General features: G+C 70.4%; 22 protein-coding genes. 5 read left to right on the top strand and 17 right to left on the bottom strand.

Annotated elements, in window-relative coordinates; genetic code table 11:
• Positions 1 to 14: 14 nt before the first annotated feature.
• From ACFU5V_RS09310 to ACFU5V_RS09250, 13 genes are all read right to left on the bottom strand, one after another.
• Entirely contained in the window at positions 15 to 1649 is a 1635-nt protein-coding gene (locus tag ACFU5V_RS09310) for a cation acetate symporter (protein WP_378432935.1), read from the bottom strand.
• Positions 1646 to 2005 (bottom strand): DUF485 domain-containing protein, encoded by a 360-nt coding sequence (locus ACFU5V_RS09305; protein ID WP_378432934.1) that lies wholly within the window; start codon positions 2003 to 2005, stop codon positions 1646 to 1648. The genes ACFU5V_RS09310 and ACFU5V_RS09305 overlap by 4 nt, the downstream gene beginning before the upstream one ends.
• A 184-nt stretch (positions 2006 to 2189) precedes the next feature.
• The gene (locus ACFU5V_RS09300; protein ID WP_378698622.1) at positions 2190 to 3947 is read right to left on the bottom strand and encodes a cation acetate symporter; all 1758 of its coding nucleotides are present in this window, start codon (positions 3945 to 3947) and stop codon (positions 2190 to 2192) included.
• A 7-nt stretch (positions 3948 to 3954) separates the two neighbouring features.
• Entirely contained in the window at positions 3955 to 4314 is a 360-nt protein-coding gene (locus ACFU5V_RS09295; RefSeq protein WP_160101643.1) for a cofactor assembly of complex C subunit B, read from the bottom strand.
• Positions 4311 to 5105, bottom strand: coding sequence for a LytR/AlgR family response regulator transcription factor (locus ACFU5V_RS09290; RefSeq protein WP_378432931.1), 795 nt, complete (start codon positions 5103 to 5105; stop codon positions 4311 to 4313). Before ACFU5V_RS09290 ends, ACFU5V_RS09295 begins: the two co-directional genes overlap by 4 nt.
• Before the next feature lie 33 nt (positions 5106 to 5138).
• The gene (locus ACFU5V_RS09285) at positions 5139 to 6347 is read right to left on the bottom strand and encodes a histidine kinase (protein ID WP_378698620.1); all 1209 of its coding nucleotides are present in this window, start codon (positions 6345 to 6347) and stop codon (positions 5139 to 5141) included.
• The gene (locus tag ACFU5V_RS09280; protein WP_378432929.1) at positions 6344 to 6709 is read right to left on the bottom strand and encodes an MmcQ/YjbR family DNA-binding protein; all 366 of its coding nucleotides are present in this window, start codon (positions 6707 to 6709) and stop codon (positions 6344 to 6346) included. The genes ACFU5V_RS09285 and ACFU5V_RS09280 overlap by 4 nt, the downstream gene beginning before the upstream one ends.
• Positions 6706 to 7971, bottom strand: coding sequence for a lipase family protein (locus ACFU5V_RS09275; protein WP_378698618.1), 1266 nt, complete (start codon positions 7969 to 7971; stop codon positions 6706 to 6708). Before ACFU5V_RS09275 ends, ACFU5V_RS09280 begins: the two co-directional genes overlap by 4 nt.
• Complete coding sequence (locus tag ACFU5V_RS09270; RefSeq protein WP_378698616.1) at positions 7968 to 9584, bottom strand: Na+/H+ antiporter; 1617 nt, start codon at positions 9582 to 9584, stop codon at positions 7968 to 7970. Before ACFU5V_RS09270 ends, ACFU5V_RS09275 begins: the two co-directional genes overlap by 4 nt.
• A gap of 105 nt (positions 9585 to 9689) precedes the next feature.
• Positions 9690 to 9881, bottom strand: a complete 192-nt coding sequence (locus ACFU5V_RS09265) for an antitoxin (RefSeq protein ID WP_378436448.1) — start codon at positions 9879 to 9881, stop codon at positions 9690 to 9692.
• 126 nt (positions 9882 to 10007) lie between these two features.
• A complete protein-coding gene (locus ACFU5V_RS09260) occupies positions 10008 to 12458 on the bottom strand; it encodes a cation-translocating P-type ATPase (protein ID WP_378698614.1) in 2451 nt (816 codons plus the stop codon).
• Between the two features lie 50 nt (positions 12459 to 12508).
• A complete protein-coding gene (locus ACFU5V_RS09255) occupies positions 12509 to 13624 on the bottom strand; it encodes an MBL fold metallo-hydrolase (RefSeq protein WP_378698612.1) in 1116 nt (371 codons plus the stop codon).
• A 44-nt stretch (positions 13625 to 13668) separates the two neighbouring features.
• A complete protein-coding gene (locus tag ACFU5V_RS09250; protein WP_005244016.1) occupies positions 13669 to 14400 on the bottom strand; it encodes an enoyl-CoA hydratase in 732 nt (243 codons plus the stop codon).
• Positions 14401 to 14542: 142 nt separating this feature from the next.
• On the opposite strand from ACFU5V_RS09250, the gene ACFU5V_RS09245 reads away from it, so the two are divergent.
• Positions 14543 to 15640 carry an NAD(P)-binding domain-containing protein gene (locus tag ACFU5V_RS09245; RefSeq protein ID WP_378698611.1) on the top strand — a complete coding sequence of 366 codons (1098 nt, stop codon included), beginning with the start codon at positions 14543 to 14545 and terminating at the stop codon, positions 15638 to 15640.
• Here ACFU5V_RS09245 and ACFU5V_RS09240 read toward each other — a convergent pair.
• A complete protein-coding gene (locus ACFU5V_RS09240; protein WP_378698609.1) occupies positions 15633 to 16733 on the bottom strand; it encodes a lipase family protein in 1101 nt (366 codons plus the stop codon). The genes ACFU5V_RS09245 and ACFU5V_RS09240 overlap by 8 nt on opposite strands.
• A gap of 114 nt (positions 16734 to 16847) precedes the next feature.
• Between ACFU5V_RS09240 and ACFU5V_RS09235 the strand changes: the two genes are divergently transcribed.
• Positions 16848 to 18341 (top strand): phospholipase D-like domain-containing protein, encoded by a 1494-nt coding sequence (locus tag ACFU5V_RS09235; protein ID WP_378698607.1) that lies wholly within the window; start codon positions 16848 to 16850, stop codon positions 18339 to 18341.
• On the opposite strand, the gene ACFU5V_RS09230 is transcribed toward ACFU5V_RS09235, so the two are convergent.
• The gene (locus tag ACFU5V_RS09230; protein ID WP_378698605.1) at positions 18314 to 18988 is read right to left on the bottom strand and encodes a hemerythrin domain-containing protein; all 675 of its coding nucleotides are present in this window, start codon (positions 18986 to 18988) and stop codon (positions 18314 to 18316) included. The two genes, ACFU5V_RS09235 and ACFU5V_RS09230, sit on opposite strands and share 28 nt — an antisense overlap.
• A 66-nt stretch (positions 18989 to 19054) precedes the next feature.
• Here ACFU5V_RS09230 and ACFU5V_RS09225 point away from each other — a divergent pair, with 66 nt between their 5' ends.
• Positions 19055 to 22339 carry a BTAD domain-containing putative transcriptional regulator gene (locus tag ACFU5V_RS09225; protein WP_378698603.1) on the top strand — a complete coding sequence of 1095 codons (3285 nt, stop codon included), beginning with the start codon at positions 19055 to 19057 and terminating at the stop codon, positions 22337 to 22339.
• Positions 22340 to 22394: 55 nt separating this feature from the next.
• Entirely contained in the window at positions 22395 to 24512 is a 2118-nt protein-coding gene (locus tag ACFU5V_RS09220; RefSeq protein WP_378698601.1) for an MMPL family transporter, read from the top strand.
• Here the strand turns inward: ACFU5V_RS09220 and ACFU5V_RS09215 are convergent.
• On the bottom strand, positions 24472 to 24843 hold the full coding sequence (locus ACFU5V_RS09215; protein ID WP_378436472.1) for a tail fiber domain-containing protein: 372 nt from the start codon (positions 24841 to 24843) through the stop codon (positions 24472 to 24474). The two genes, ACFU5V_RS09220 and ACFU5V_RS09215, sit on opposite strands and share 41 nt — an antisense overlap.
• 4 nt (positions 24844 to 24847) lie before the next feature.
• Positions 24848 to 24976 (bottom strand): hypothetical protein, encoded by a 129-nt coding sequence (locus tag ACFU5V_RS09210; protein ID WP_009478066.1) that lies wholly within the window; start codon positions 24974 to 24976, stop codon positions 24848 to 24850.
• 151 nt (positions 24977 to 25127) lie between these two features.
• On the opposite strand from ACFU5V_RS09210, the gene ACFU5V_RS09205 reads away from it, so the two are divergent.
• On the top strand, positions 25128 to 25518 hold a 391-nt coding region (locus ACFU5V_RS09205), incomplete at its 3' end, for a cupin domain-containing protein (RefSeq protein ID WP_378698599.1).

Raw genomic sequence — 25518 nt, 5'->3', positions numbered from 1 at the left:
CGGGGCCGAAGGCCCTAGTGGGAGACGGCCTTCTCCACACCGACACCGGTGAGCGAACGGACCTCCATCTCGGCCTGCTTGACGGGATCCTCCGCCTTGCCGCGACCGAGATAGGTGCCGACGACGCCGAGCACGAACGCCAGCGGGATCGACACGAGGCCCGGGTTGGCGAGCGGGAAGAAGTCGAAGTCGGCGTTCGGGAACATCGACGACGGCTTACCGGACACGGCCGGGGAGAACACGATCAGCAGGAGGCAGCTGATCAGGCCGCCGTAGATGCTGAACAGGGCGCCGGTGGTGTTGAACTTCTTCCAGAACAGCGAGTACAGCAGCGTCGGCAGGTTGGCCGACGCGGCCACCGCGAAGGCGAGCGCCACGAGGAACGCGATGTTCTGGCCCATGGCGAGGATGCCGAGGACGATCGACACGAGGCCGATCACGACGACCGTGATCCGGGAGACCCGCACCTGGGACTCCTCCGACGCATGTCCGCGCTTGATGACGCTGGCGTAGATGTCGTGGGCGAACGACGCGGACGCCGTGATCGCCAGCCCAGCCACCACCGCGAGGATGGTCGCGAACGCCACCGCGGAGATGATCGCGAGGAAGATGGTGCCGCCCAGTTCGAACGCGAGCAGCGGCGCCGCCGCGTTCTCCTTGCCGGGCGCGGCGAGGATGACGTCGGGGCCGACCATCTTGGCGGCACCGTAGCCGAGGACGAGCGTGAACAGGTAGAACGCGCCGATCAGTCCGATCGCCCAGGTGACCGAGCGGCGGGCCTCCTTCGCCGTGGGGACGGTGTAGAACCGCATCAGCACGTGCGGCAGGCCTGCAGTGCCGAGGACGAGGGCGATGCCGAGCGAGATGAAGTCGAGCTTGCTCATTGCGCTGATGCCGTACTTGGCGCCGGGAGCGAGGATGTCGCGACCCGCGATCGCCTCGTTCGTGGAGCCGGCGACCGTCGCCTGGGCGTCGGCGAGCAGTTGGGAGAAGTTGCCGCGCACCGCGAACAGGACGAGGAAGAACATGACGCCTGCGCCGGCGACCAGCAGCACCGCCTTGACCATCTGCACGTACGTGGTGCCCTTCATGCCACCGACCAGCACGTAGACGATCATCAGCACACCGACGACCGCGACGACGATTGCCTGACCGACCTTGCCGTCGATGTTCAGCAGCAGAGCGACGAGCCCGCCCGCGCCCGCCATCTGCGCGAGCAGGTAGAACAGCGAGACCACCAGCGTGGACAGCGCCGCCGCCATCCGCACGGGACGCTGCTTGAGCCGGAAACTCAGCACGTCGGCCATCGTGAACCGTCCGGTGTTGCGGAGGAGTTCCGCGACCAGCAGCAGGGCCACCAGCCATGCGACGAGGAAGCCGACCGAGTACAGGAAGCCGTCGTAGCCGTACACCGCGATGGCGCCGGCGATGCCGAGGAACGACGCCGCCGACAGGTAGTCGCCTGCGATGGCGAAACCGTTCTGCGGGCCGGAGAACTGGCCGCCGCCGGTGTAGAAGTCCGAGGCCTTCTTGGTGGTGCGGCTCGCGCGGATCACGATGGTCATCGTGATCACGACGAACGCCACGAAGATGGCGATGTTGAGGAGCGGGTTGCCGACGTCGGTGGCTGCGGCGAGTGTGGTGGTCACTGGAGGGGTCCTTCCAGCTCTTCGCGGATCGCGGCGGAGCGGGGATCGAGTTCCCGGTTGGCGAACTTGACGTACAGCGCGGTGATCACGAACGTGGTCACGAACTGGCCGAGACCGAGGACGATGCCCAGGTTGACGTTGCCGATCACCTTGGTGGCCATGAACTCGGGGGCGTACGTGGCCAGCAGGACGTACGCCGCGTACCAGGCGAGGAAGAACGCCGTCATCGGGAAGACGAAACTGCGCAGGCGGTGTCGCAGCTCCTGGAACTCCGGGCTCGCCTGCATGTCTACGAAGGCTTGCGCATCAGGGGTGCGCCGTTGCGGTGCGCCCTCACTGAGGTCGGCTGTGGTCACTGCAGACTCCTTGGTCGTGTGAAGTGAACTGAGTGCCGACGTTAGTGAGAGGTGAGTCACAGAAACAGGCTGTGGCGGCTGTCACACGGCGAGCTGCCGGACTGTGCGGCGAACGGTCACCCGACCGCGACAAGCGGCTCCGCCACCCGTGCGTGCTCGAGGAGTGCAGGGACTCGTCAAGCACTCACGGGGAGCGGAGCTCCCTCTCGCGGTCGGAGCCCACATCGAGCCGCTCGGGGGCGTGCATGCGGGTGAAGATCCGGCTGAGGTCGGCGGGGATCTGACGCTTCGTCGCCTTGCTGACCAGCACCATCGTGACGAAGGCCAGCGGGACGCTGACCGCCGCCGGGTAGGCGACCATCGCGGCGGGCCAGCCGTTCCAGACGTCGACGGTGAGGCCGCCGAACACGGACACCCCGGCCGCGCATCCGGCGACGAGCCCGCCGGTCACCATCCCGGCCCCCGCCCCGGCTGCGGTGAGGCCACGCCACCAGATGCCGAGGACGAGCAGCGGGCACAGGGTCGACGCCGCGACCGCGAACACCAGCCCCACCGTGCGCGACAGGTCCAGCGACGTCACTGCCAGCGACAGCGCCAGCGGCACCGCCCCGGCGAGGACGGCGGCGATCCGGAAGTCCCGGATCCGGCCGCGCAGGACGTCGGTGCTGAGCACCCCGGCGATGCTGACGAGCAGGCCGGACGACGTGGACAGGAACGCGGCGATCGCTCCGGACGCAACCAGCGCTGCGAGGAGTTGCCCGGCCCAGCCGGAGAAGACGGAGCCGGGGAGCAGCAGGACCGCGGCGTCGGACGTGCCGGTGATGAGCAGTTGCGGCACGTACAGCCGCGCGAACACCCCGAGCAGGGTCGGGAACAGGTAGAACACCCCCAACAGCCCGACCACGGCCAGCGACGTCAGCCGGGCGGCCCGGCCGTCGGGGTTGGTGTAGAACCGGACCAGCACGTGCGGCAGCCCGAGGGTGCCGAGGAAGGTGGCGAGGATCAGCGAGTACACCTGGTACATGGGGTGGTCGCCGCCGAATCCCCAGCCGGGGGCGATCCAGTCGGAGTTGTCGGCGGGTGCGCCCGCGACGACGGGAACGGGTGCCCCGGCTTCGAGGGTCATCGTGGTGCCCTCACCGAGGTGGTGTTCGCCCGGTTCGAGCCGGATGTCGCCGGTCGCCGCGACGCCGTCGATCGTTCCCGACCCGCCGACGGTCACCGGTTCCGACACCTGCACGACGACGTCGGTGGTGATGTCGACGGTGGTCTGTTCGCTGACGGTGGGCGGTGCGGCGGCGCCCAGTTCGTGGTGGTCGGCGAAGAAGTACACCGACAGCGTCAGCGCCGGGATCGCGACCGCGGTGAGTTTCAGCCAGTACTGGAACGCCTGGACGAACGTGATGGACCGCATGCCGCCGCCGACGACGTTGGCGATGACGATGAGCCCGACGACGACGGCGCCGACCCAGCTGGGCACGCCGAGCAGGATGTTCAGCGTCAGTCCGGCACCCTGGAGTTGCGGGACGAGGTACAGGGCGCAGACGGCGGCGACGACGAGCATCGAGAGGGTGCGGAGCCGGCGGGACCCGAGCCGGAATTCGGCGAAGTCGGGCACCGTGTAGGCGCCGGACCGTCGCAGCGGTGCGGCGACGAACAGCAGCAGCCCGAGGTAGCCGGCGGTGAACCCGATCGGATACCAGAGGGCGTCGGCGCCGTATTTCGCGATCAGGCCCGCGACACCGAGAAAGGATGCGGCGGAGAGGTACTCGCCGGAGATGGCGGCGGCGTTCCACCGCGGTCCGACGCTGCGGGACGCGACGAGGAAGTCGGAGGTGGTGCGCGCCAACCGCACTCCGTAGATGCCGATGGCCACCGTCGCGACCGCGGCGGCCGCGAGACCTGCCAGGGTCAGCCAGGGAATGGATTGGTCGGTGGGCACGGGACGCTCAGTCGTCGACCAGGTCGGTGAATTCCTGCTCGTTGCGCTCGGCCTGGCGCACGTAGATCCAGCCGGTGGTGAGCAACACCGGGTACACCAGCGCGCCGAGCACCACCCACGGCAGCCGGATTCCGAGCACCGCCACGTTCGACAGCGCCGGGAACAGGAACATCACGAGCGGCACGGCGCACAGCAGGCACGCCGCGAGCAGCGCCAGCCGGATCGCGAGCACGAGCTGGGTGCGGACGAGCCCGCGGATCATCGCGTCCCCGACCGCGGTCTGTTCCTGCACTTCGACGCGGGTGCGGACGATGCGCGCGCCGCGGCGCTGGGCGAGGACGACGCGGACCCGTTCGGGTGAACTCATCGCGCCGTCCACGTCTGTTTCGGCGCCCGCACCAGCCGGTCCTTGAGCATCCGGGTGTGTCTGCGGCTGACCGGCAGTTCGACCGGCGGGTGGTCGCCGTGCGCACGGAGGCACACGACCAGTCCGGTCCCGACGGTCCGGATCCCGGTGACCCGCGGCAGCGCGACGAGGTACGAGCGGTGCACCCGCAGGAACCCGGCGTCCGCCCACCGCGTCTCGAGCGCCGAGATGGGGATGCGGACGAGGTGGGAGCCGTCCGCGGTATGCAGGCGCGCGTAGTCGCCGTCCGCTTCGACCCACTCGACGGAGGACCGGTGCACGAGGGTGGTGATGCCGCCGAGTTCGACCGGGATCACCTCGTCGGTGGAGGAGGCGGGCCCGGCGTCGACGCGCCGGCGACGCCCCTCGACGATGCGGCGCACGGACTCCGCCAGCCGCTCCTCGCGCAGCGGTTTGAGGAGGTAGTCCACGGCGCCGAGGTCGAACGCGGCGACGGCGCGGTCGTCGTGCGCGGTCACGAACACCACCTGCGGCGGGGACGCGAAGTTCGCGAGGATCCCGGCCAGCTCGAGACCGTCGAGTCCGGGCATGTTGATGTCGAGGAAGACGGCGTCGATGTCGCCGTCCCGGAGGATGCGCAGCGCCGTGGTGGCGTCGCCGGCGGTCCGGATGTCGCCGACGGCGTCCTGGGCGCGCAGCAGGAACGCCAGCTCGTCGAGGGCGGGTTTCTCGTCGTCGACGGCCAGCACGGTGAGGGGTGCGTCCGGAGACCTGTCGTCAGTGTGGTTCACAACGACAGCAATCGTCGCACGGACGGTTCCCGTTCACGTCGAGATCCCCCGCCGGAACTTCGGGACGCGCATGCTCACCTTCGTCCCCGCGCCGGGCGCGGTCTCCACCACCAGTCCGTAGTCGTTGCCGAACGCGGCGCGCAGGCGGTCGTCGACGTTGGCGAGCCCGACGTGCGCCGCCTCCTTGACCCCGGACGACTCGGCCACCGCGTCCAGCGACCCCGACCGCAGCAGTTCCGGGTCCATGCCGACGCCGTCGTCCTCGACGCTGATCACGCAGTCGGTGCCCTCGTCGGCGGCGACGATGCTGACGGTGCCGCCGTCCGGTTTGGCGGCGATGCCGTGCCGCACCGCGTTCTCGACCAGCGGCTGCAGGGCGAGGAACGGCAGCACCACGTGCAGCACCTCGGGCGCCACCTGCAGTTTCACGGCGAGGGCGTCACCGAACCGGGCGCGCTCGAGCGTGAGGTACCGGTCGATGTTGCGCAGTTCGTCGGCCAGCAGCGTGTACTCCCCCGCCGACCGGAACGAGTACCGGGTGAAGTCGGCGAATTCGAGGATCAGTTCCCGGGCGCGGTCGGGGTCGGTGCGGACGAACGACGCCACCGTGTTCAGCGCGTTGTAGATGAAATGGGGGCTGATCTGCGCGCGCAGCGCCCGCACCTCGGCGCGGTCGAGGCGGGCGCGGGACGCGTCGAGGTCGGCGAGTTCGATCTGGCTGCACGCATACCGGGCGACCTCGGTGACGGCGCCGAGCATGCCCGGTCCGGGGTCTTCGGTGGTGACGATGCCGAGCACGCCGACCACCCCGGTGGCCTCGATGAGCAGCGGCTGGGCGATCAGCGCCCGGACCGCGCCGTCGCCGGTGCCCCGGACGAGGCCGCCGTAGGCGACGAGCACCCGGCGTTCCCCGTCGACCGCGCGGGCCGCCGCGTCGCGTAGTTGTTCGGTCATCGCCTCGTGCGGTCCGCTCCACGCGAGCAGGTCGCCGGCGGCGTCGAAGACGCCCAGGGCCTGCGCCCCGGTCAGCTGACGCAGATGCGGGGCGGCCTCCTCCGCCGACGTCCCGTCGAGCCCCCGCCGCAGTGGCCGCGCCGCCAGCGACGCGGTGTGGAGGGTCGTGTGGACGGCCCGCTCGGTGGGGGTCGTCAACTCGCGCCGGGCACGCAGCCACACGGCGGTGAACGTGACGAGAGGAACGAGGACGAGCAACGCCACCACGGCGACGACGGATCCCGTCATTCGCCGGTGTCCAGGCGGGCGATCAGGGTTTTCGGGGCGACGGCGCGGTACGCGTCCTCGACGATGTCGGCGACGTCGTCCCAGTCCTGCGGCACGTCGAGGTACACCCCGATCCACCCGCGGCCCCCGACGTACGGCGGGACGAAGAACCGGCCGGGGTCGCGGTGCACCCAATCCTGTTGCGCGCCTGGCGGGGCCGCCGCCCAGAACGACACCCGGTCGTCGTGGTGCCGGTCGGCGAGGGTCGCGAACTGCGGCGCCTTGCGGACGAACCACGCCGGTTCGCCGTGACTGACCCGCTCCGTCGCGTCGGGCAGTGCGAGGCACAGCGCCCGCAGCCGTTCGAGGTCCGCGTTCTTCACGGCGATCCTCCCTCGGCGCACGTGTCCGGCGCGGGCACGCCGGCGAAGCGGTCGGCGATCCATTGCACCGCCCCGGGGACGGACCGCCCGTCCGCGTGGCCCTCCCCGGGCCGGGTGTCGAACTCGACGACGTCGCCGAGCGCGCACGCGTTGTCGACGGCCCGCGAAGTCCATTGCGGCAGAATGAGGTTGTCCCGATCCCCCACCACGACGAGCATCGGTCCGCCCGCACCGGTCTTCGGCAGCGCGATGTCCTGCAGCCACCCGCGCATGCGCTCGGCGTCGGCCGCCGTCCGCGGTCCCGTGTCGGCCGGGGTGAGCTGGGTTGCCACCGTCCACTTCTCCTGGAGTTTCGCGGTGACGCAGGACAGCGTGACGTCGGGGGCGGCGGCGAGGGCGCCGCGCATATAGTCGTCCGGGTTCAGCTCGGGGTGGATCACCTTCAGTCCCTCGAGGAGGTACGGCAGGAACATTTTCTGCGGCAACGACAGTGGTTCGACGGTCCCGTCGGCGACGATCCCCGACAGGTCGGCCGCCGGTGACAGGTTCGCCGCGCCGACGAAGTCGAGGCCGTCCCCGTAGTCGCCGGCGTGCTCGGCCGCGGACCACGACGCCTGACCGCCCTGCGAGACCCCGATCGCCGCCCAGCGCGTCGACGCGTCCGGCACCACGTGGCGCGCCGCCCGGACCGCGTCGATCAGGTCGTAGGCCGCGGTGTCCGGTTCGAGGTAGGGGTGCGGGCCGTCGGTGCCGAGCCCCTGGTAGTCGGTGACGGTCACGACGTAGCCGCGCTGCAGCAGCGGGCGGACGAGGTTCGTCGTGCCCAGCAGGGTCGGCGAGGACGAGGGGGCGCACTCGTCGGTGACGCCCGTGGTGCCGTGCCCGACCGTCACGACGGGCCTGCCGCCGTCCGGTGCGGGACCGCCGGGAGTGAAGACCGTGCCCACCACTTCGGCGCCACCTGCGTCGACGCCGGACGTCGACCGGTACACGACGCGGGTGGCCGTGGCACCGAGGGCGGTGATCGCCGCATCGATTCCGGGCACCGGCTCCCGGCTGATCAGCGCACCCCGCTGATCACCCACCGGCGCCTGGGAACCCGACGGAGAAGCAGGTGCGGCCACCGACGTCGTGGGAGGCGGTGCCGGGGAGGTCGCGTCCGTGGTGCAGGCGGTCAGCGCCAGGGGAACGGTCAGCGCCAGGGCACCGGCCAGCGCGACCACGGCGGTTCGCACCGGACGCACACCCACCTCGCACCTCATTCGCGACGTCTCCGCACCCGCTCCTCGGCTGCGGCCTCCTCCACATCGAGACCTTCCAATACGCTACGCATCACTTCGTCGTCGAGCGTGCCCGCATCGCGCGCGGCGATGAGCGCCTCCCGCTGCGCGCGCAGGGCGGCGCGGCGGTAGTGGTCGAACAGCGCGCCTGCCCGTTGCTTCTCGGCGGCGTCCTCCGCCTCCTCTGCCTGCAGGCGGGCCCGCATCGACCGCCGCACCCGGTCGAGGATGTCGGTGACCGCCCCGCGGTCGACTCCCGCGGGCGGGTTCGCCGCGAATTCGACGAGCGCCCGTTCGCCCGCGTCACGTGAGATCGCGCGGGCCAGCGTCACCTGTTCCTCCTCGCGCCTGCGTTCGTCGGGATCCGCCAGGTCGAGGGCCCGGATCAGCAGCGGCATGGTGGCGCCCTGGATCAGCAGCGTGCCGACGGCCACGACGAACGCGATCGCCTGGATCACCTCGCGCCCCGGGAACGGCTGCCCGCTCGCGATCACCACGGGCACACCGGACGCGGCGGCGAGCGTGACGACCCCGCGCATTCCCGCCCAGGACACGACGACGCTCTCCCGCCACCCCAGTTCCACCGATCCGCCGGGCGCCCTGATCGCCAGCCCGAGGCGGCGGCGGAGCCAGTGCAGCAGGATCCACGCCGGGCGGATCGCCATGACCACGGCGAGGACCGCGAAACCGTAGAAGAAGATGTGGTGCACCGGCAGGCCCTGGTCGCGGACGTCGTCGATGACGAACCTCAGTTGCAGCCCCATGTAGGCGAACACGAACATCTCGAGCAGGAGGTCGAGGCTCTCCCACAGCGACCGCTCCTGGATTCGGGTGGCCACGGAGGCGTCGGTGGCCTTGTGCCCCATCAGGAACCCCGCGGCGACGACGGACAGCACACCCGACGCGTGGATCTCCTCGGCCGCGAGGTACGCGGCGAACGGGAGCATCAGCCCCAGCACCGTTTCCAGCGGCGAGTCGTACATGCGGTGCCGCACCCACTCGACGATCTTCGCGAGCACCAGGCCGATCAGCACCCCGGCGACCACCTCGTAGGCGAAGAACACCACGGGCGGGACGGGGATCTCCGCCCCGACGACGGCGGACACGGCGACGGCGAACAGGGTCAGCGCGGTCGCGTCGTTGACGAGTCCCTCACCGGTGAGGATCGCGATCACCCGGTTCGGCAAACCCAGCCTGCGGCCGACCGCGACGGCGCTGACCGCGTCCGTCGGCGCGACGACGGCGCCGAGGACGAGGGCCGCGCCGAGCGTGAATTCGGGAACCAGCCAGTTGGCGAAGAACGCCACCCCCACCGCGGTCGCCAGGACGGTGAAGATCCCCAGCCGCAGTATCGGTGCGAGGTGGCGCCGGAACGTGGCCACCGAGAACTTGAGGGCCGCGGAGTACAGCAGCGGCGGCAGCACCACCCCGAGGATGGCATCGGGGTCCAGTTCGAGGCGCGGCATCCCGGGGATGAACGACGCCACCGACCCGATCGTGACGAGGACGAGCGGCGCCTGCAGATCGCGGCGCTTCGCGAAACTCGTCACGGCGATGGCCACGATGATGACGAGGAGCACGAGGACGCCGTTCACGACACCGATTCTGCCGCGCCCGCCCGCGATGCGCGGGTCATCTCCGAAGACGCGCGTGGGCCCCGGTCCGGAAACGGGGCCCACGCGCGCCTGTGCACGAAGAGTTCACTCCTTCGGAGGAACAGCCTTCTTCGCCGCGTCGGCGGCCTTGTCGATCTTGTCGCTGTACTTGCCCCCGGTCTTGCTGTCCGCGACGCCGGCGGCCTTGTCGATGGCGCCGTGAACCTTGTCCGCGTTCTGCGAAGCGGCTTCCCTCCCCTTGCCCAGCAGGCCCTTCAGTGTGTCGACGAAACTCATCGTTCTTCCTCCTCCGGTGCATGCGCACGCAGTGTCCGCGCGAGTTCGATCACCCGCCGTGCACCCAGTCTCACAGCATTGACTCGGCGACGCCAACCGTTCGGATCGCCGCGAGCGGTAGTCCGGTCAGTGCACGCCCGGAAGGTCTTCCGGCGCCGCGAACAGGCGGCGGTGCTCACCGTGCAGCCGGCCGGTGACCCACCATCCGATCTCGACGAGAACCACTCCCACGAGCCCGCACGCGAGAGCGGAGGTGGTGGCGCCGACGTTGGTCGGATCGAGTTTGAAGAACTCCCGCGTGAACGGCAACGCGAACAGGATGAGGTATCCCGCCACGGATCCGAAGATCAGCACCAGTTTCCACCACACGTACGGCCGGGCGACCACGGCCAGCACCCACAGGGCGATCATGATGAGGGTGATGAGCGCCGACGTGCCTGCCTGAATCTTCTGCGTCTCCGTCTGATCCGGGCCCGCGTACACGAGAAGATACGAAATGAATGTCGTGACACCGATGATCACACCCGACGGCACGGCGAGACGCATCACACGCGGCACGAACCCGGAGCGCGCCCGTTCGTTGTTCGGGGCCAGCGACAGGATGAACGCGGGAATGCCGATGGTGAACCAGGCGGCGATCGTGACGTGCCGCGGCAGGAACGGATACGGCACCGGCTCGAAGTGGAAGATCTGCGACAGCACACCGGTCAGTCCGATGAGGAACGCCAGCAGCACCGAGTACACGGTCTTGGTGAGGAACAGGTTCGAGACGCGCTCGATGTTGCCGATCACCCGGCGGCCCTCGCCCACCACGTACGGCAGGGTGGCGAACTTGTTGTCCAGCAACACGATCTGCGCGACCGCGCGGGTGGCGGGGCTGCCCGAGCCCATCGACACGCCGATGTCGGCATCTTTGAGGGCCAGCACGTCGTTGACACCGTCACCGGTCATCGCGACGGTGTGACCGCGAGACTGCAACGCCCCCACCATCTCCCGCTTCTGGTCTGGGCGGACCCGGCCGAACGTCGTCGCCGATTCCAGAGTGTCGGCGAGGGCGTCCCGGTCGGCGGGCAGTTCGCGGGCGTCGACGGGACGGTCGCCGCCGGGCAGTCCGAGCGCCCCGGCCACCGCGCCGACCGACACGGCGTTGTCACCGGAGATGACCTTCACGGTGACGTTCTGGCTCGCGAAGTACTCGAGCGTGGCGCGGGCGTCGGGACGCACCCGCTGTTCCAGGATCACCAGCGCGCGCGGCGTGATCGCACCCGGCGCCGCGGGATGGTCGACCGGGACGTCACAGCTGCCGAGCAGGAGCACCCGCAGTCCCGCGGAGCCGATTTCCTCGGCCTGCCGGGCCATGTCGCTGCCGGGGTCGAGCAGCACGTCGGGTGCGCCGAGGACCCAGTTGCCGTGGGACCCGTACGACTGGCCGCTCCACTTCCTGGCCGAGGAGAACGGGGCCTCCGCGGTGGCGTCGCCCCAGCCGGGGGCGTCGGGAAATGCTTCCGCGATGGCGAGAACACTGGCGTTCGGCCGTGGGTCGGACGCCGCCATCGCAGCCAGTGCCGCGCGGGACGGTTCGGCGTCGGACGGGTCGGCGCAGTGCAGTTCGGACAGCCGCATGCCGTTCTCGGTGAGGGTGCCGGTCTTGTCGGCGCACACCACGTCGACGCGGGCCAGGCCTTCGATGGCGGGCAACTCCTGCACGAGGCACTGCCGCTGACCGAGCCGGACCACCCCGACCGCGAACGCGATCGACGTCATCAGCACCAGGCCCTCGGGCACCATCGGCACCAGCGCGGCCACCATCCCGCTCAGCGCCGGCCGGATCGACTCGCCGCTCGAGAACAACTGGTTGTAGATGATCAGCAGACCCGCCGGAATCATCAGGTACGTGATGAATTTCAGGATCTTGTCGATGCCGCTGCGCAACTCCGAGTGCACGAGCGTGAACTTGCTGGCCTCGTCCGCGAGTTTCGCGGCGTACGCGTCGCTTCCGACCTTCGTGGCCCGGTAACAGCCGCTGCCCGACGCGACGAAACTCCCCGACAGCACCTGCCGGCCGACGTCCTTGTGCACGGGGTCGGCCTCACCGGTGAGGAGGGACTCGTCGATGTCGAGGCTCGCCGCCTCCACCACGACCCCGTCGACGACGATCTGGTCGCCCGCGCCGAGTTCGATGATGTCGTCGAGCACGACCTCCCGCGGTGCCATCGCGACAGCCACGCCGTCGCGGCGAACCACCGGTTTGCTCTGGCTGACGATCGCCAGTTTGTCGAGGGTCCGCTTGGCCCGCACTTCCTGGATGATGCCGATCCCGCTGTTGGCGATGATCAGCAGGCCGAACATGCCGTCGACGATCGAACCGGTGGCCAGCACGATGATCAGCAGCACCCCGAGGATCGCGTTGATCCGGGTGAACACGTTGGCGCGCACGATGTCGCGTACCGACCGGCCGGCCCGATCCGGGACGTCGTTGGTCTTGCCCGCCGCCACCCGCTCCGCCACCTGGGCGGCCGTCAGCCCCTCCACTGCGACGACTGCAACGCTGTCGGTGCCCGTTTCGTCGTATGCCATGGTCAAAGGCTACGCAACGAGGCTCGGCTCCGAGGGGATGCGCGCCGGGTTCAGCCGAGTGCCGTCCACCACGGGGTCTGGGCGGTCGGCTTCAGTGCGTCGACCCGCTGCCCGGGCATCGGGACGGCCACCGGGGTGCCCGCCTCCTGCGCGGCCGCGAGCAGTCGGACGATCGGCTCGGACCATGTGTGGAACGCGAGGTTGAACGTGGCCCAGTGCACGGGCACCAGCAGTCCACGGGTCGCGTCGCCGGCGTTGAGGTCGGCGTGGGTCTGCACCGCCTCCTCGGGGTTCATGTGGATGTCCGCCCACCTGGTGTCGTAGGCGCCGACGGGCAGCAGTGTGAGGTCGAACGGTCCGTAGCGGCGGCCCAGGTCGGCGAACCGCGTCGTGTATCCGCTGTCGCCGCCGAAGAACACCTTCCGGCTCGGGCCTGCGAGCACCCACGACGCCCACTGGGTGGTGTTGCGCACGAGGCCCCGGCCGGAGAAGTGCCGGGCCTCGGTGCACGTGAGGGTGAGTTCGCCGAGTGTCGTCGACTCGTCCCAGTCGAGTTCCACGATCCGCTCCTCCGGCACCCGCCACTGACGCAGGTGCGCACCGAGCCCGACCGGTACGACGAACGGCGCCTTCTGGGTGGCGGCGAGTTGCTGCACGGTGGCCATGTCGAGGTGGTCGTAGTGGTCGTGCGAGACGACGATGGCGTCGAGGACGGGCAGGTCGGCCAGCGGCACCGGGGTCGGGTGCATGCGGGACGGACCGAGAAGCGCGGACGGCGACACCCGCCGGCTCCACACCGGATCGGCCAGCACCCGGTAGCCGTCGACCTCGACGAGCACACTCGAATGGCCGTACCAGGTGACGGCGACGTCGGCGGCCTCGACGGGCGCGAGGGGCGTCGCGAGCGGGATCGGCCTGCGCGGGCGTCCCGCCTTGCCCCGCGTGATCAGCGCCTTGAGGATCCCGGTCTCGGAACCGGGCAGCATCATGCTGCTCGGATCGGTGTTGTGGAACTGACGGTCGCGGTACCGCGGCGACGTCGCGGCGTACGGGCGCACCTTCGCGCGCGACGCGCCGATCTGGGACGGAAGGCCCCACGCGGCGCGTGTCAGCCACCCGAGGGCGGCGGTGGCCAGAACAGTCGTCACGGCGTTCTTCGCTTTCACCCCGACAACTGTAACCACGCGTGCGGGAAAGGTGCGGCCGACGGCTACTGACCGCGGAACACCGGGGGACGCTTCTCAGCCCGGGCGGCCCTCGCCTCCTGCGCGTCGTAGCTCTTCCACGCCGCATGCAACGCCGCGAGCTGCTCGGGCGGCGGCGGACTCTGGGTGCCGTCGTCGTTGAGCACCATCTTGAGGTGTTGGAGCGATAGCGGCGCCAGGCGCGCGATCGAGTGCGCCCACTGCTGCGCGACGGCGAGGTCGCCGCGCTTGTTGGCGAGGCCGTGCGCCAGTGCCTCGTCCGCCCCGACCTCTTCCGCGCCGAGCAGGATCGTTCGTGCCGGTCCGCCGCCGATCAGGGCGGCCAGCCGGTGCACGGTCCACCGGTCCACGGAGATCCCGAGCTTGGCGGCGGGGATGGCGAAGCGCGCCTCGGGGGCGACCACGCGCAGGTCCGCGGCGAGCGCCAGCTGACTGCCCGCGCCGATCGCGGGGCCGTTGATCGCGGCGATGACGGGGACGGGGACCGAGTCGATGGTGTGCAGCATCTCGAGCAGGGTGTCGGTGAACCCGTCGGCGTACACGTCGCCCGACAGGTCGGCGCCCGCGCAGAACGCGCTGCCCTGCCCAGTGAGGACGATCACCCGCGCGCCGTCGGTGACGGACTTCTCCGTCTCCTCGCGCAGCAGTTCGCAGATCTCGGTGTTCAACGCATTGCGACGGTCGGGTCGTTGCAGTTCGAGGGTGAAGACGTCGCCGTCACGACTCGTCCCGATCATGTCCACTCGCTTTCTTCGTGATTGCTGTCCACTTCCGAATTCTCCCCTGCCCACCCGACTGGACATCCGTCACCCAACCACAGTCGAATCGGCCGGAACACACGAGCCTCTCCGGTAGTTGTGAGGGTGGAGGTGAACCGATATGGACAGTGAAGTGGACGTCGCCGTGATCGGCGCGGGACAGGCGGGACTGTCTGCCGCCTACTATCTGCGCAGGTTCGGGGTGGAACCGGAGTCCGGATTCGTCGTGCTCGATCACGCGCCGGGGCCCGGTGGCGCGTGGCAGTTCCGGTGGCCGTCCCTGACGCTGAGCACCGTCAACGGTGTCCATGACCTGCCCGGGCTCGGCTTCGCCGAGACGGTCGGCGTGGACCCGAACGACCCCGAGGCCGCGCTGGTGCACGCGTCGAGCGCGGTTCCCCAGTACTTCGCGACGTACGAGAAGCAGTTCGAGTTACCGGTGCACCGTCCCGTGCACACCCGGGTGGTGTGCGCCCGCGGCGAGCGTCTGCGGATCGAGACCGACAGCGGCGTGGTGTCGGCCCGCGGTCTGATCAACGCGACGGGAACGTGGGAACGCCCCTTCATTCCCCGCTACCCCGGCGCGGAGTCGTTCACCGGCATCCAGGTGCACACCAGGGACTACTCCTCGGCGCAGGACTTCGCGGGACAGCACGTTCTCGTCGTCGGCGGCGGCATCTCTGCGGTGCAGTTGCTGGACGAGATCTCCCGGGTCACCACCACGACGTGGGTGACGCGCCGTCCGCCGGAGTTCCGGGACGAGCCGTTCACACAAGAGATCGGCCGCGCCGCAGTCGCTCTGGTCGAGGACCGGGTTCGCCGCGGGCTGCCGCCGGGCTCGGTCGTGTCGGTGACGGGGCTGCCCGTGACGCCCGCGATCCGTGCCGCCCGCGAACGCGGGGTGCTGACGCGGCAGCCGATGTTCAGCGAGATCACCGAGGACGGTGTCCGCTGGGCCGACGGCCACGAGGCGAAGGTCGATGTGATCCTGTGGTGCACCGGTTTCCGCAGTTCGCTCGATCACCTCGCACCCCTGCGGCTGCGCGGTCCGGGCGGCGGCATCACGATGACGGGACGCCTGGCCACCCAGGTGGCGTCGGATCCGCGGATCCATCTCGTGGGCTACGGTCCGTCGTCGTCCACGATCGGCGCGAACCGGGCCGGGCAGGCCGCGGCCCGCGAACTCACCCGCCACCTCGGGTTGCCCGCCCCTACCTGATCAGCGAGGCGACGAACGAGGCCTGGTCGGGTCCCGCCTGGTACATGCTGCCGAAGTGACCACCCGAGTACACCCGGTAGTCGAGAACCGTACCGGCCGTGCGCATCTCGGACACCAGTTTCTCCGTCAGCGGGAGCGGCACCGACGCGTCGGTGACCCCCTGCACGAGCAGCAGCGGACGGTCGTACCCCGCGACCGGGACCTCGAGGTATTCGCGCAACGCGTCCTGCAGCGCGGGCACGTCGAGCGCCCGCGACAGCATCTGCGCCACGGACACGTTCCCGGTCATGGCCGCGAACTGCCGGAACGGCACTTCGGGGGCCGCGTCCACGAATTGCTTCCCGACCGGGGTCAGATAGCTGTCGACGTCCAGTTCCGGGTACGCGTCCCGGACCCCGGCGATCAGGTACGACATGTACACGGTGAGACCGGCGAGGCCCTGCGGCGGAAACGCGGGACCGCTCCAGTTCGCCACCGTCTCGATGTTCGACGGCACCCCGTTGGCGACGGCACCGCGGTAGTCGAGTTCCGGCCCGTACGACGTGGCCACGTGCGCGGCGAACACCGCGGCCTGACCGCCCTGGGACAGTCCGACGGCCATCCACGTGGAGGAGAGGTCTGTGTCGATCTCCCTGGCGGCGCGCACGGAGTCGACGACGCTGCGTCCTGCGACCTTCCCGTCGAGGTAGGGCGGCACCCCGGGGGTGCCCAGGCCCACGTAGTCGGTGGCGGCCACGGCGTAGCCGAGTTGCAGCCAGCTGCTCACGTAGTCCGAGGATTGCGGGTCGACGCCCGTCACCGAGGGTGCGTCGGCGTCGGAGTCCCCCACGGTTCCGTGTGCCCACGCGATGACGGGCCATCCCCCGGCGGGCGGCGTCCCGGGCGGCACGAACACCATCCCGGTGCAGGGGGTGATGCCGTGACGGTCGGTGGTCAGGTACGTCATCCGGTATGCACTTCCGGTTCCGCGGAGCCAGAGTTCGGCAGGCAGCTCGGACGAGGCGACGACGGTGCCGGGACTCGATCGGGCCCGCAGGGGATCCGCACCGACAGTGGGTGCCCACAGCACGCTGACCAGTGCGAGCAACGCCACGATGCGCCACCATCTCCGCACCACTCAACGGTAGCTGCGCGGGGGTGGCGCAGTACTCTGAATCGTCCACTCGCGGGAAAGTGGGACGCACGAGGGCGGGAGAGCAGAAGCGACATGAGCGACGACAGCACGATCCTGACTCCCGGCGACACTTGCTGGCAGGTTGCCCGCGCCGATCGTCTCGCGTGCATCGTCGACGCGGCGGACTACTTCCGTCACGCCAAGTCCGCGATGCTGCAGGCGCGCAGGCGCATCATCCTCATCGGCTGGGACTTCGACACGAGGATCGAATTCGAACCGGACGAGAAGACGCTCGACGGGCCCAACCAGCTCGGCCGGTTCCTGGCCTGGCTGACGCGCGAACGTCCGGATCTCGACATCTACCTGCTCAAGTGGAATATCGGCGCCTTCACCGCGATCGGACGCGGGATGACCCCGATCTTCGTGGTCAACTGGGTGACGGACCGCCGCCTGCACTTCGAACTCGACGCCGCACACCCGATCGGTTCGGCGCACCACCAGAAGATCGTCGTCATCGACGACGCGCTCGCGTTCTGCGGTGGCATCGACATGACCGTCGACCGGTGGGACACCCCCGAACATCGGGACCGCAACCATTACCGGACGCAGCCGAACGGCAAGCGGTACGGGCCGTGGCACGACGCGACGACCGCCGTCGACGGGGACGCGGCGAAGGCCATCGGCGAACTGGCCCGCACCCGGTGGAAGGCGGCCACGGGGCAGGATCTGGCGGCGGTCGACGAGGTCGCGGGACGGACGCCGTGGCCGGAGGGGCTGGAGCCGACGATGCGTTCCGTCGACGTGGGCGTCGCACGCACCCTGCCGGAGCTCGACGACCGGGACGAGGTCCGGGAGATCGAGGCCCTGTATCTGGCCGCGATCGCCGGCGCCGAGCGGTCGCTGTACATCGAGAGTCAGTATCTGGCGTCGCGCACCCTCGCCGAGGCGATCGCCGCGCGACTACGCGAACCGGACGGGCCGGAGATCGTGCTGGTGCTGCCGCGCAACGCCGACGGCTGGCTCGAGCAGAAGGCGATGGACGGCGCCCGCCGCCGGTTGCTGCACCTGCTCTGGCGGGCCGACACCGGGAACCGGCTGGGCGTCTACTACCCCGTCACGGCGGGCGGTGAACCGATCTACGTCCACGCCAAGGTGCTGGTGATGGACGACCGTCTCCTGCGGGTGGGTTCGTCGAACCTCAACAACCGGTCGATGGGTTTCGACTCCGAATGCGATCTGGCGGTCGAGGTCACCGCGGACACGGCGAACGGGGACGAACTGCGGGAGACCATCCTCGGCATCCGCCGTCAGCTCGTCTGCGAGCACCTGGGTGTCCCGGCCGGGCTGTTCGAGGACACGCTGACCGAGACGTCGTCGCTCCTGGGCACAGTCGAGGCGCTGCGCGGCGGCGGCCGGACCCTGGAGAAGTTCGAGCCGGACACGGTCGAGGACGAGGACAGCCCGCTGGCCGAGAACGAACTGATGGATCCCGAGCGCACCCCGCCGAGCTTGTGGGAACGGACCAGCCGGGGCCGGTTGCGGCGCAGGGTGATCCGGCGTCAGAAGGCGGCCGGTTCGGTGCGGTAGATGCGCCGGTAGTCCTTGCGGAACGCCCGCCGCCCCAGGATCGACCATGCCATCCTGGCGGCGAAAGGCATTTCCGACAGGAACATTCGACGCTCCTCGGGTGTCGCCCCCTGAAGGATGAAACCGAGGAACACCAGCAGCCGGTCCTTGGGGATCGACGCGCGGCCGCGGTCACCCATCTCCTGCCACTCGGCGAGCGTCATGAACTGCTCCGCCATCGGGAGGATGTGCCGCTCCTCCTCACCGAGGTGCTCGCCCAGCGCCGCGGACAGCGCGGTCAGCGTCTTCGCCAGCGGTTCGCCGTCCGTCGCATCCGCCGTGAACGCGGCGCCCTGCGACTGCGCCCGCGACAGCAGTTCGGAGATGCGTTCGTGCTGCTCCTCCATCCGCAGCACCAGCGCCGCGTCGGTGGGCGCGCGGTCGAGCAGCTTCGGCCACAGCAGGTCGTCCTCACTCGAATGATGGTGGTGGAGGGCGGTGGCGAGTTCCTCGAAGAACGCCACCACCTCCGCGGCCCGGGCGGTGTCGCCGGCGGGAACCCGGCGGACGAGCGCGGGCAGCGCGGCGAACTGGCGGCGGAAGCAGTTGTGGACCACCACCATCTCGCGGGTGTCGGGGCGGGTCGTGTGAGCAGTCGGAGTCGTCATGCGATCAAGGGTCGGTTCGGCGTCTTGGAGAGCACTTGGAGGCCACTAGTGCTTACGCTGGGCACGATGGTGCGGATTCGAGTACTCGGGACGCTCGAGGCGGAGGACGAATCGGGGGCGGTGGACCTCGGCGGCCCCCGCCAGCGTGCCGTGCTCGCCCTGCTGCTCGTCGCGCGCGGCGAGGTGGTTCCGGTGGATCGGCTGATCGACGACCTCTGGCACGGGGCTCCCCCGGCGCGGGCCGTCGGTGCACTTCAGGCATACATCTCGAATCTGCGGCGGGCGCTGGAGCCGCACCGCGCGCCGCGCGCGGACTCCACTGTCCTGGTGAGCCGCGCCCCCGGTTACGCGCTCACCCTGCCCTCGTCCGCGGTTGACGCGTGGGAGTTCGAGAACCTGGTCCGCTCCGCCGCGGGCACCGGCCGGGCCGACCTGGAGCGGGCGCTGAGCCTGTGGCGGGGGCCGGCGTTCGCCGAGGTGGCCGGTGAGCACTGGGCGCTCGCCGAGACCGCCCGGCTCGAGGAACTGCGGGTGGTGGCGCGCGAACGGGTGGTGGCCGCCGCAGTCGAGTCCGGAGATGCCGCGGGCGCGGTACTCGACGCGCAGTCCCTCACCCGGGACCATCCGCTCCGGGAAGAGGGGTGGCGGTTGCTCGCCCTGGCGTTGCACCGCAGCGGACGACAGGCCGACGCTCTGGCCGCGTTGCGGGAGGCCCGAGGCAGGCTGGCGAGCGAACTCGGCCTCGACCCCGGTCCCGGTCTGACCGAACTCGAACGCCGGATCCTCACGGGCACCGTCCCGTCCGCACCTGCACCCGCTCGCACCCCCGTGCCCGTCGACACCGCCCCGGACCCCTGGTTCCTCGGCCGCGCCGCGGAATTGGCGACCCTGACCGACCTGATGAGCGATCCCGGCACTCCCGTGGTCCTCCTCGGCGGCGACGCCGGATCGGGAAAGTCGTCCCTGCTGCGCCGGTTCCGTCGCACCCTGCACGCCGCGGGGTGGCAGGTGGCCGTGGGCCGCTGCCCCGAGGTGGACGGCGCCCCGCCCGCCTGGGCGTGGGTGGAAATCCTGCGGGCGCTGCGCGAGTCGGTCGACCCCGGTGCCGAGGCGGACGCGCTGGCGCCCCTGCTCGCCGACGATCGTTCGCACGCGGCGCGGCCGGACGACCCGAGCGGACGGTTCCTGCTGCACCGTGCCGTCGCCGACTACCTCGCGACCGTCCGCGATCGCGGCCCGCTCGCCGTCGTCCTCGACGACGTCCACCGCGCCGACGAGGACACCCTGTCGATCCTCGTGCGGCTCGCCCAGCAGCGGTCGCCGATCCTGCTGATCCTCGCGTTCCGCCCGGACGAGGTCGACGCGAACCTGGAGAACTGCTTCGCCGACCTCGCATCGTTGCAACCCACGCGCATCCGCCTCGGCGGACTCGGACCCGAGGAGTCGGCGGAGCTGATCCGGCACGTCTCGGGCCGCGACCCCGACCCCGACATCCTCCGCGCGCTCGCCGACCGGACCGGCGGAAACCCGTTCTACCTGCAGGAGAGCGCCCGGCTCCTGGACAGTGAAGGCGAACTGGTGGCCACGTCCGAGGTGCCCGAGGGGGTCCGGGACGTACTCCGCAGGCGGATCGCCCGCCTCCCCGAACTGACCGTGTCCGTCCTGCGACTGGCCGCGGTGGTGGGCCGCGAATCCGACGTCGACGTCCTCACCCGGGCCGCCGAAGTCGGCGAGGACGCCGTGTTCGACGCACTCGAATCGGGCGTGATCGCCGGACTGCTCGGCGAGCCGCGCGCGGGGACCGTCCGCTTCACGCACGCCCTCGTCCGCGACACGCTCTACTCCGACCTCACCCGCCTGCGCAGGAGCCGCTGGCACGCCCGGGTCGGGTCGGCGCTCGAGGAGTTGCGACCGCACGACGTCGCGGCGCTCGCGCACCATTTCACCGAGGCGCTGTCCGCCGCGACCGCACGGCAGGCCCTCGACCACAACGTCGCGGCCGCGGCGCAGGCGGCCGACCGCTACGCCCACGACGCGGAGATCGGCTTCCTGAACGACGCCCTCCGCGCGGCCGACCGGTTGCCGCCCGACGCCGCCGCGTCCGTGGACGAGCGCGTCGACATCCTCACCGAGCTCAGCCGCACCCAACTCGCCGCCGGCATCGGACTGGACGGTGCCCGCTCGCGGACGCGGGCCCTCGAACTGGCCCGGAACGCGGGCCGCACCGATCTGGCGATCCGGGTGCTCGCGTTCGTCGACACCCCGACGCCGTGGATCAACCGGCGCTACGGCGAAGTGGACACGGCCGTCGTGGACCTGATCGAGACGCTGCTGCGGGACGAGGACCCGGAGCCGGCGGTGCGCTGCAGGCTGCTGGTCACGCTGGTCCACGAGATCGGGGCGGAGGATCACGAGCGCACCGGGTCCGCGGTCCGGGAGGCCGAGGTCCTCGCCCGCGACCTGGACGATCCGGTGCTTCTCGGGCTGGTGCTCTGCGCCGTCCACGCCGGCACCGGCTCGCCGACCAGCACACTCGGCGACCAGGTCATCGGCGACGAACTGCTCCGGATCGGCGACCGGACGCAGCTACCGGTGTTCACCATGCTCGGCCATCACCTGCTGGCCGAGATCGCGTCCGGCAACGGCGACATTCCGGCGATCGAACATCACATGGGCCTGCAGTCGGAACTGGCCGACCGGTACCGGTTCCAGCAGGCGCAGGCGACCCGGCAGATGAATCGCGGCATGGTCGCGCACCTCACCGGCGACCTGGCCGCGGCGGAACGCCACTACGAGCGCGGCCACGAGTTGATGGTCCGGGCCGGCCTCGACGCGGACAGCGTCTTCGCCCTCGCGGTGTTCACGCTGCGGCTCACCGAGGGCCGGGCCGGCGAATTCGAGGCCGTGATCGCGACGGTCGACAGTGCCGCGACGGACGTGCTCGCCGATCTGCACGCCCTCGCCCTTCTCGGCAACGGCAAACCGGAGCAGGCGCGTCAGGTGCGGCGACACCTCCGGCCCGTCCGCCACGACTTCTTCCATTCCCTCATGATGTCGCTGCGCGGCATCGTCGTCGCCGGGCTGGGTGAGCGGGACGAGGCGGCGTCCGTTCACGCGGAACTGAGCCCGTACAGCGGGCAGATCGGGGGCGGCGACACCGCGGCGTTCGCGGTCGGGCCCGTCGACACCGTCCTCGGCGACCTCGAGATGCTGCTCGGCAGGCCCGAGTCGGCGCGCACGCACTACGCCGCCGCTCTCGCACTGGCCGAACGCTGCGGCTGCCCGGCCTGGATCGACGCCGCCCGCACCCGGGTGACCACCCACCCAAGCGAGTTCCAAGTGGGTCACTAGCGGCCGGGCGCACAGTCGGAGGTGACCGAACCATCCGGCTTTCCTGGAGGCCCCCATGAGTGCCCTGCTCGCCCGTCTCGGCGCGGCCGCCGCGACCCGTCCCTGGCGGGTGATCGCCGCGTGGCTGACGCTGCTCGTCCTGGTGTTCGCCGCCGCGTCCGCGTTCGGCGGTACCAACCACGACGACTACAACGTGCCCGGTCTGCCGTCGCAGCAGGGGACGAATCTGCTGAGCGAACGGTTCCCGGAGATGTCGGGGGCGGACGCCCGGGTGGTCGTGCACTCCGACACCGGCCCGCTCGCCCCCGGCGTCCTCACCGATCTCGGCAGCAGGCTGGCGGACGTGAACGGCGTGAGTGCCGTGTCGCCGCCCCGCCTGTCCCCGGATTCCGACACGGCGGTGATCAGCCTCAACTACCGCATCCCGGTCACCGACTTCCAGGGCAGCGAGGGCGTCGACGCCCTCGACGCCGCGGTCGCAGGCACCCGGGCGCAGGGACTGGAGGTGGAACTGGGCGGGCAGGTGCCCGAGAACATCTCCAAGCCGTCGGGCACCGCCGAGGCGGTGGGCATGATCCTGGCACTGATCATCCTGGTGTTCGCGTTCGGCTCCGTGGTGGCCGCGGGACTGCCCCTGGCCGTCGCGCTCGTCGGCGTGGGCATCGGGTCCGGCCTCATCACGATCATGGCCGGATTCACCGGCATCAGCACCATCGCACCGACCATCGCGACGATGGTCGGCATCGGCGTCGGAATCGACTACGCGCTGCTGCTCGTCACCCGGTACACCGAGGGCCTGCGGTCCGGGATGCCGGTCCGGGACGCCGTCGCGGCCGCCAACTCCACGGCCGGGACGTCGGTGATCTTCGCCGGGACCACCGTCCTCGTCTCCCTGTTCGGGTTGCGGCTGTCCGGGCTGCCGATGTACGCGTCGTTCGGCTACGCCACGTTCGCGATGGTCGGCGTCGTGATGCTCACCTCGGTCACGCTGGTGCCCGCACTGTGCGGGCTGGCGGGCACGCGGGTCCTCGGCACGCGGTCCCGTGCCCGGGCCGAACGTCGCACGACGTCGCCGCTGACCGAACGGTGGGCGATCCGGGTGAGCCGCCGCCCGTGGCTGTGGGCGCTGACCGCGCTCGGCGTGCTGCTGCTCCTGGCCGCGCCGGTGCTGGGCATGCGGACGTGGCCGCAGGACGCGGGCAGCGCACCGGCCGCCAACACGATCCGTCAGGCCTACGACCTGATCGACTCCGAGTTCGGGCCCGGCGCCAACGGCCCTCTGATGGTGGCGGTCGACCTGAACAAGGTTCCGGCAGCCGAGCTTCCGTCGATCGTGCGTGACCTCGCGGCCGAACCCGGGGTGGCGTCCGTGACACCCGTCCTGACGAACGCCGATTCGACGGCTGCACTCGTCTCGGTGCAGCCGACCACCGGTCCCAGCGATCCCCGCAGCACCGAACTGCTCGATAGGATCCGGTCCGACGCCGCCGACGGCGTCCACGTCACCGGACTCACCGCGGTGTTCGCCGACATCTCGGCCCGCCTCGCAGAACGGCTGTGGCTGGTGATCGCGTTCGTCGTCGCGCTGTCGGTGGTGCTGCTCACGTTCGTGTTCCGCGCGCCGGTTGTCGCGGTGAAGGCGGCCGCCATGAACCTGCTGTCGGTGGCCGCGGCCTACGGCGTCATGGTGATGGTGTTCCAATGGGGTTGGGGTGCACAGCTGCTCGGCCTCCCCCATGCTCTTCCGGTGTCGAGTTGGGTGCCGATCCTCATGTTCACCATCCTGTTCGGACTGTCGATGGACTACGAGGTGTTCCTGCTCTCCCGGGTCCGTGAACGCTGGCTCGCCACGGGCGACTCGCACCGCAGCGTCGTCGAGGGACTGGCGTCGACGGGCCGGGTCATCACGAGCGCGGCGGCGATCATGGTCGCGGTGTTCGCCGGGTTCGCGCTCGACGGCGACGTCACCGTGAAGATGATGGGCGTCGGCCTCGCGACCGCAGTCCTCATCGACGCGACGATCGTGCGGATGGTGCTGGTGCCCGCCACGATGTACCTGCTGGGCGACGCCAACTGGTGGCGGCCGGGCGGACGCCGCGCGGCGGCGGCCGGCGGGGACGGGGGCGGGGCGGCTACGCCCGCAGGCGCTCCACTTCCGCTTCGAGCGCGATGACCCGCCGGTACAGGGCCTGGATGCTCGCCATGCACACCCCGTTCGCGTCCACCATCGCGATGCGACGGTCGTTGGAACCGAGCCCGAATGCGGTGGCGAAATCCTGCGCCATCGGGCCCAGGTGCCGCACCGACTCGTGATCGAAACCGTAGGTCCAGACGCTGACCGGCATCTCGGCGAGGCGGTCGAGCACCTCGCTCGCACTGGCAGGCGGCGCCTGGACGGCAACCCCGCGCTTGCGGGTCAGAACGGAGTGAAACCACGCCAACGGGTGGCGGGTACGGGCCGCTGTTCGCGCCCGCACCCGCCCCCGCCGGGTGTCGACCCACACGGAGTCAGTCCGGGAGTTCGCCGACATCGTGTTTGATCGTCGCGTCACTGAGGAGCAGGCCGACCCCGAGGGCCATGACGCCGATTCCGAGTCCGATTGCGGCTCCGCCCAATCCGAGCATGATTCCGAGCATGTTGTCTCCTGTCGTCGATGGTGTACGGGATGTCGTGCCCCCGCTTCCTGAACACCTACGACTATCGCGGCTCCGGGCCGTCGAGATAAGACACCTCAGGGGTGGTGCAACCCCACCCCCGGACGCCGCGCCGGGCGGCACAATGGCGGCCATGACGGAATTACCGGAGTGGGCCCGCACCCTCGACCTCGCCCCGCACCCCGAAGGCGGCTGGTACCGCGAGACGTGGCGCAGTGACGTCACCATCCCGGAAGGGAGCCTGCCGGACGACTATCCGGGTCCGCGGTCGGCGGGCACCGCAATCCTGTTCCTGCTCATGCCCGGACAACAGTCGGCATGGCACAGCGTGCGCAGCGCCGAGATCTGGCTGTTCCACAGGGGCAGCCCCCTCCGGCTCGAACTCGGCGGCAACGGAAGCGAACCCGCCACCCCGTCCGCGCTGATCCTCGGCGCGGACGTGGGGGGGGGGGGGAGGAAAAAAAAACCAGGCCTCCCCCGTACCACGCAAAAAACAACAAAAAAAGAAAAAAAAACAAAAACCC

It is taken from the genome of Rhodococcus sp. NPDC057529 (assembly GCF_042802055.1).
Lineage (GTDB): Bacteria > Actinomycetota > Actinomycetes > Mycobacteriales > Mycobacteriaceae > Rhodococcus_F.
This window is presented reverse-complemented; position numbering and strand designations above follow the sequence as displayed.

Coding starts and splice junctions, on each gene's coding strand:
- ACFU5V_RS09235 (WP_378698607.1), top strand. CDS start 16,848: ATGAGCGACGACAGCACGATCCTGACTCCCGGCGACACTTGCTGGCAG.
- ACFU5V_RS09245 (WP_378698611.1), top strand. CDS start 14,543: ATGGACAGTGAAGTGGACGTCGCCGTGATCGGCGCGGGACAGGCGGGA.
- ACFU5V_RS09285 (WP_378698620.1), bottom strand. CDS start 6,347: ATGACGGGATCCGTCGTCGCCGTGGTGGCGTTGCTCGTCCTCGTTCCT.
- ACFU5V_RS09275 (WP_378698618.1), bottom strand. CDS start 7,971: ATGAGGTGCGAGGTGGGTGTGCGTCCGGTGCGAACCGCCGTGGTCGCG.
- ACFU5V_RS09260 (WP_378698614.1), bottom strand. CDS start 12,458: ATGGCATACGACGAAACGGGCACCGACAGCGTTGCAGTCGTCGCAGTG.
- ACFU5V_RS09230 (WP_378698605.1), bottom strand. CDS start 18,988: ATGACGACTCCGACTGCTCACACGACCCGCCCCGACACCCGCGAGATG.
- ACFU5V_RS09210 (WP_009478066.1), bottom strand. CDS start 24,976: ATGCTCGGAATCATGCTCGGATTGGGCGGAGCCGCAATCGGACTCGGA.
- ACFU5V_RS09265 (WP_378436448.1), bottom strand. CDS start 9,881: ATGAGTTTCGTCGACACACTGAAGGGCCTGCTGGGCAAGGGGAGGGAA.
- ACFU5V_RS09250 (WP_005244016.1), bottom strand. CDS start 14,400: ATGATCGGGACGAGTCGTGACGGCGACGTCTTCACCCTCGAACTGCAA.
- ACFU5V_RS09220 (WP_378698601.1), top strand. CDS start 22,395: ATGAGTGCCCTGCTCGCCCGTCTCGGCGCGGCCGCCGCGACCCGTCCC.
- ACFU5V_RS09295 (WP_160101643.1), bottom strand. CDS start 4,314: ATGAGTTCACCCGAACGGGTCCGCGTCGTCCTCGCCCAGCGCCGCGGC.
- ACFU5V_RS09225 (WP_378698603.1), top strand. CDS start 19,055: ATGGTGCGGATTCGAGTACTCGGGACGCTCGAGGCGGAGGACGAATCG.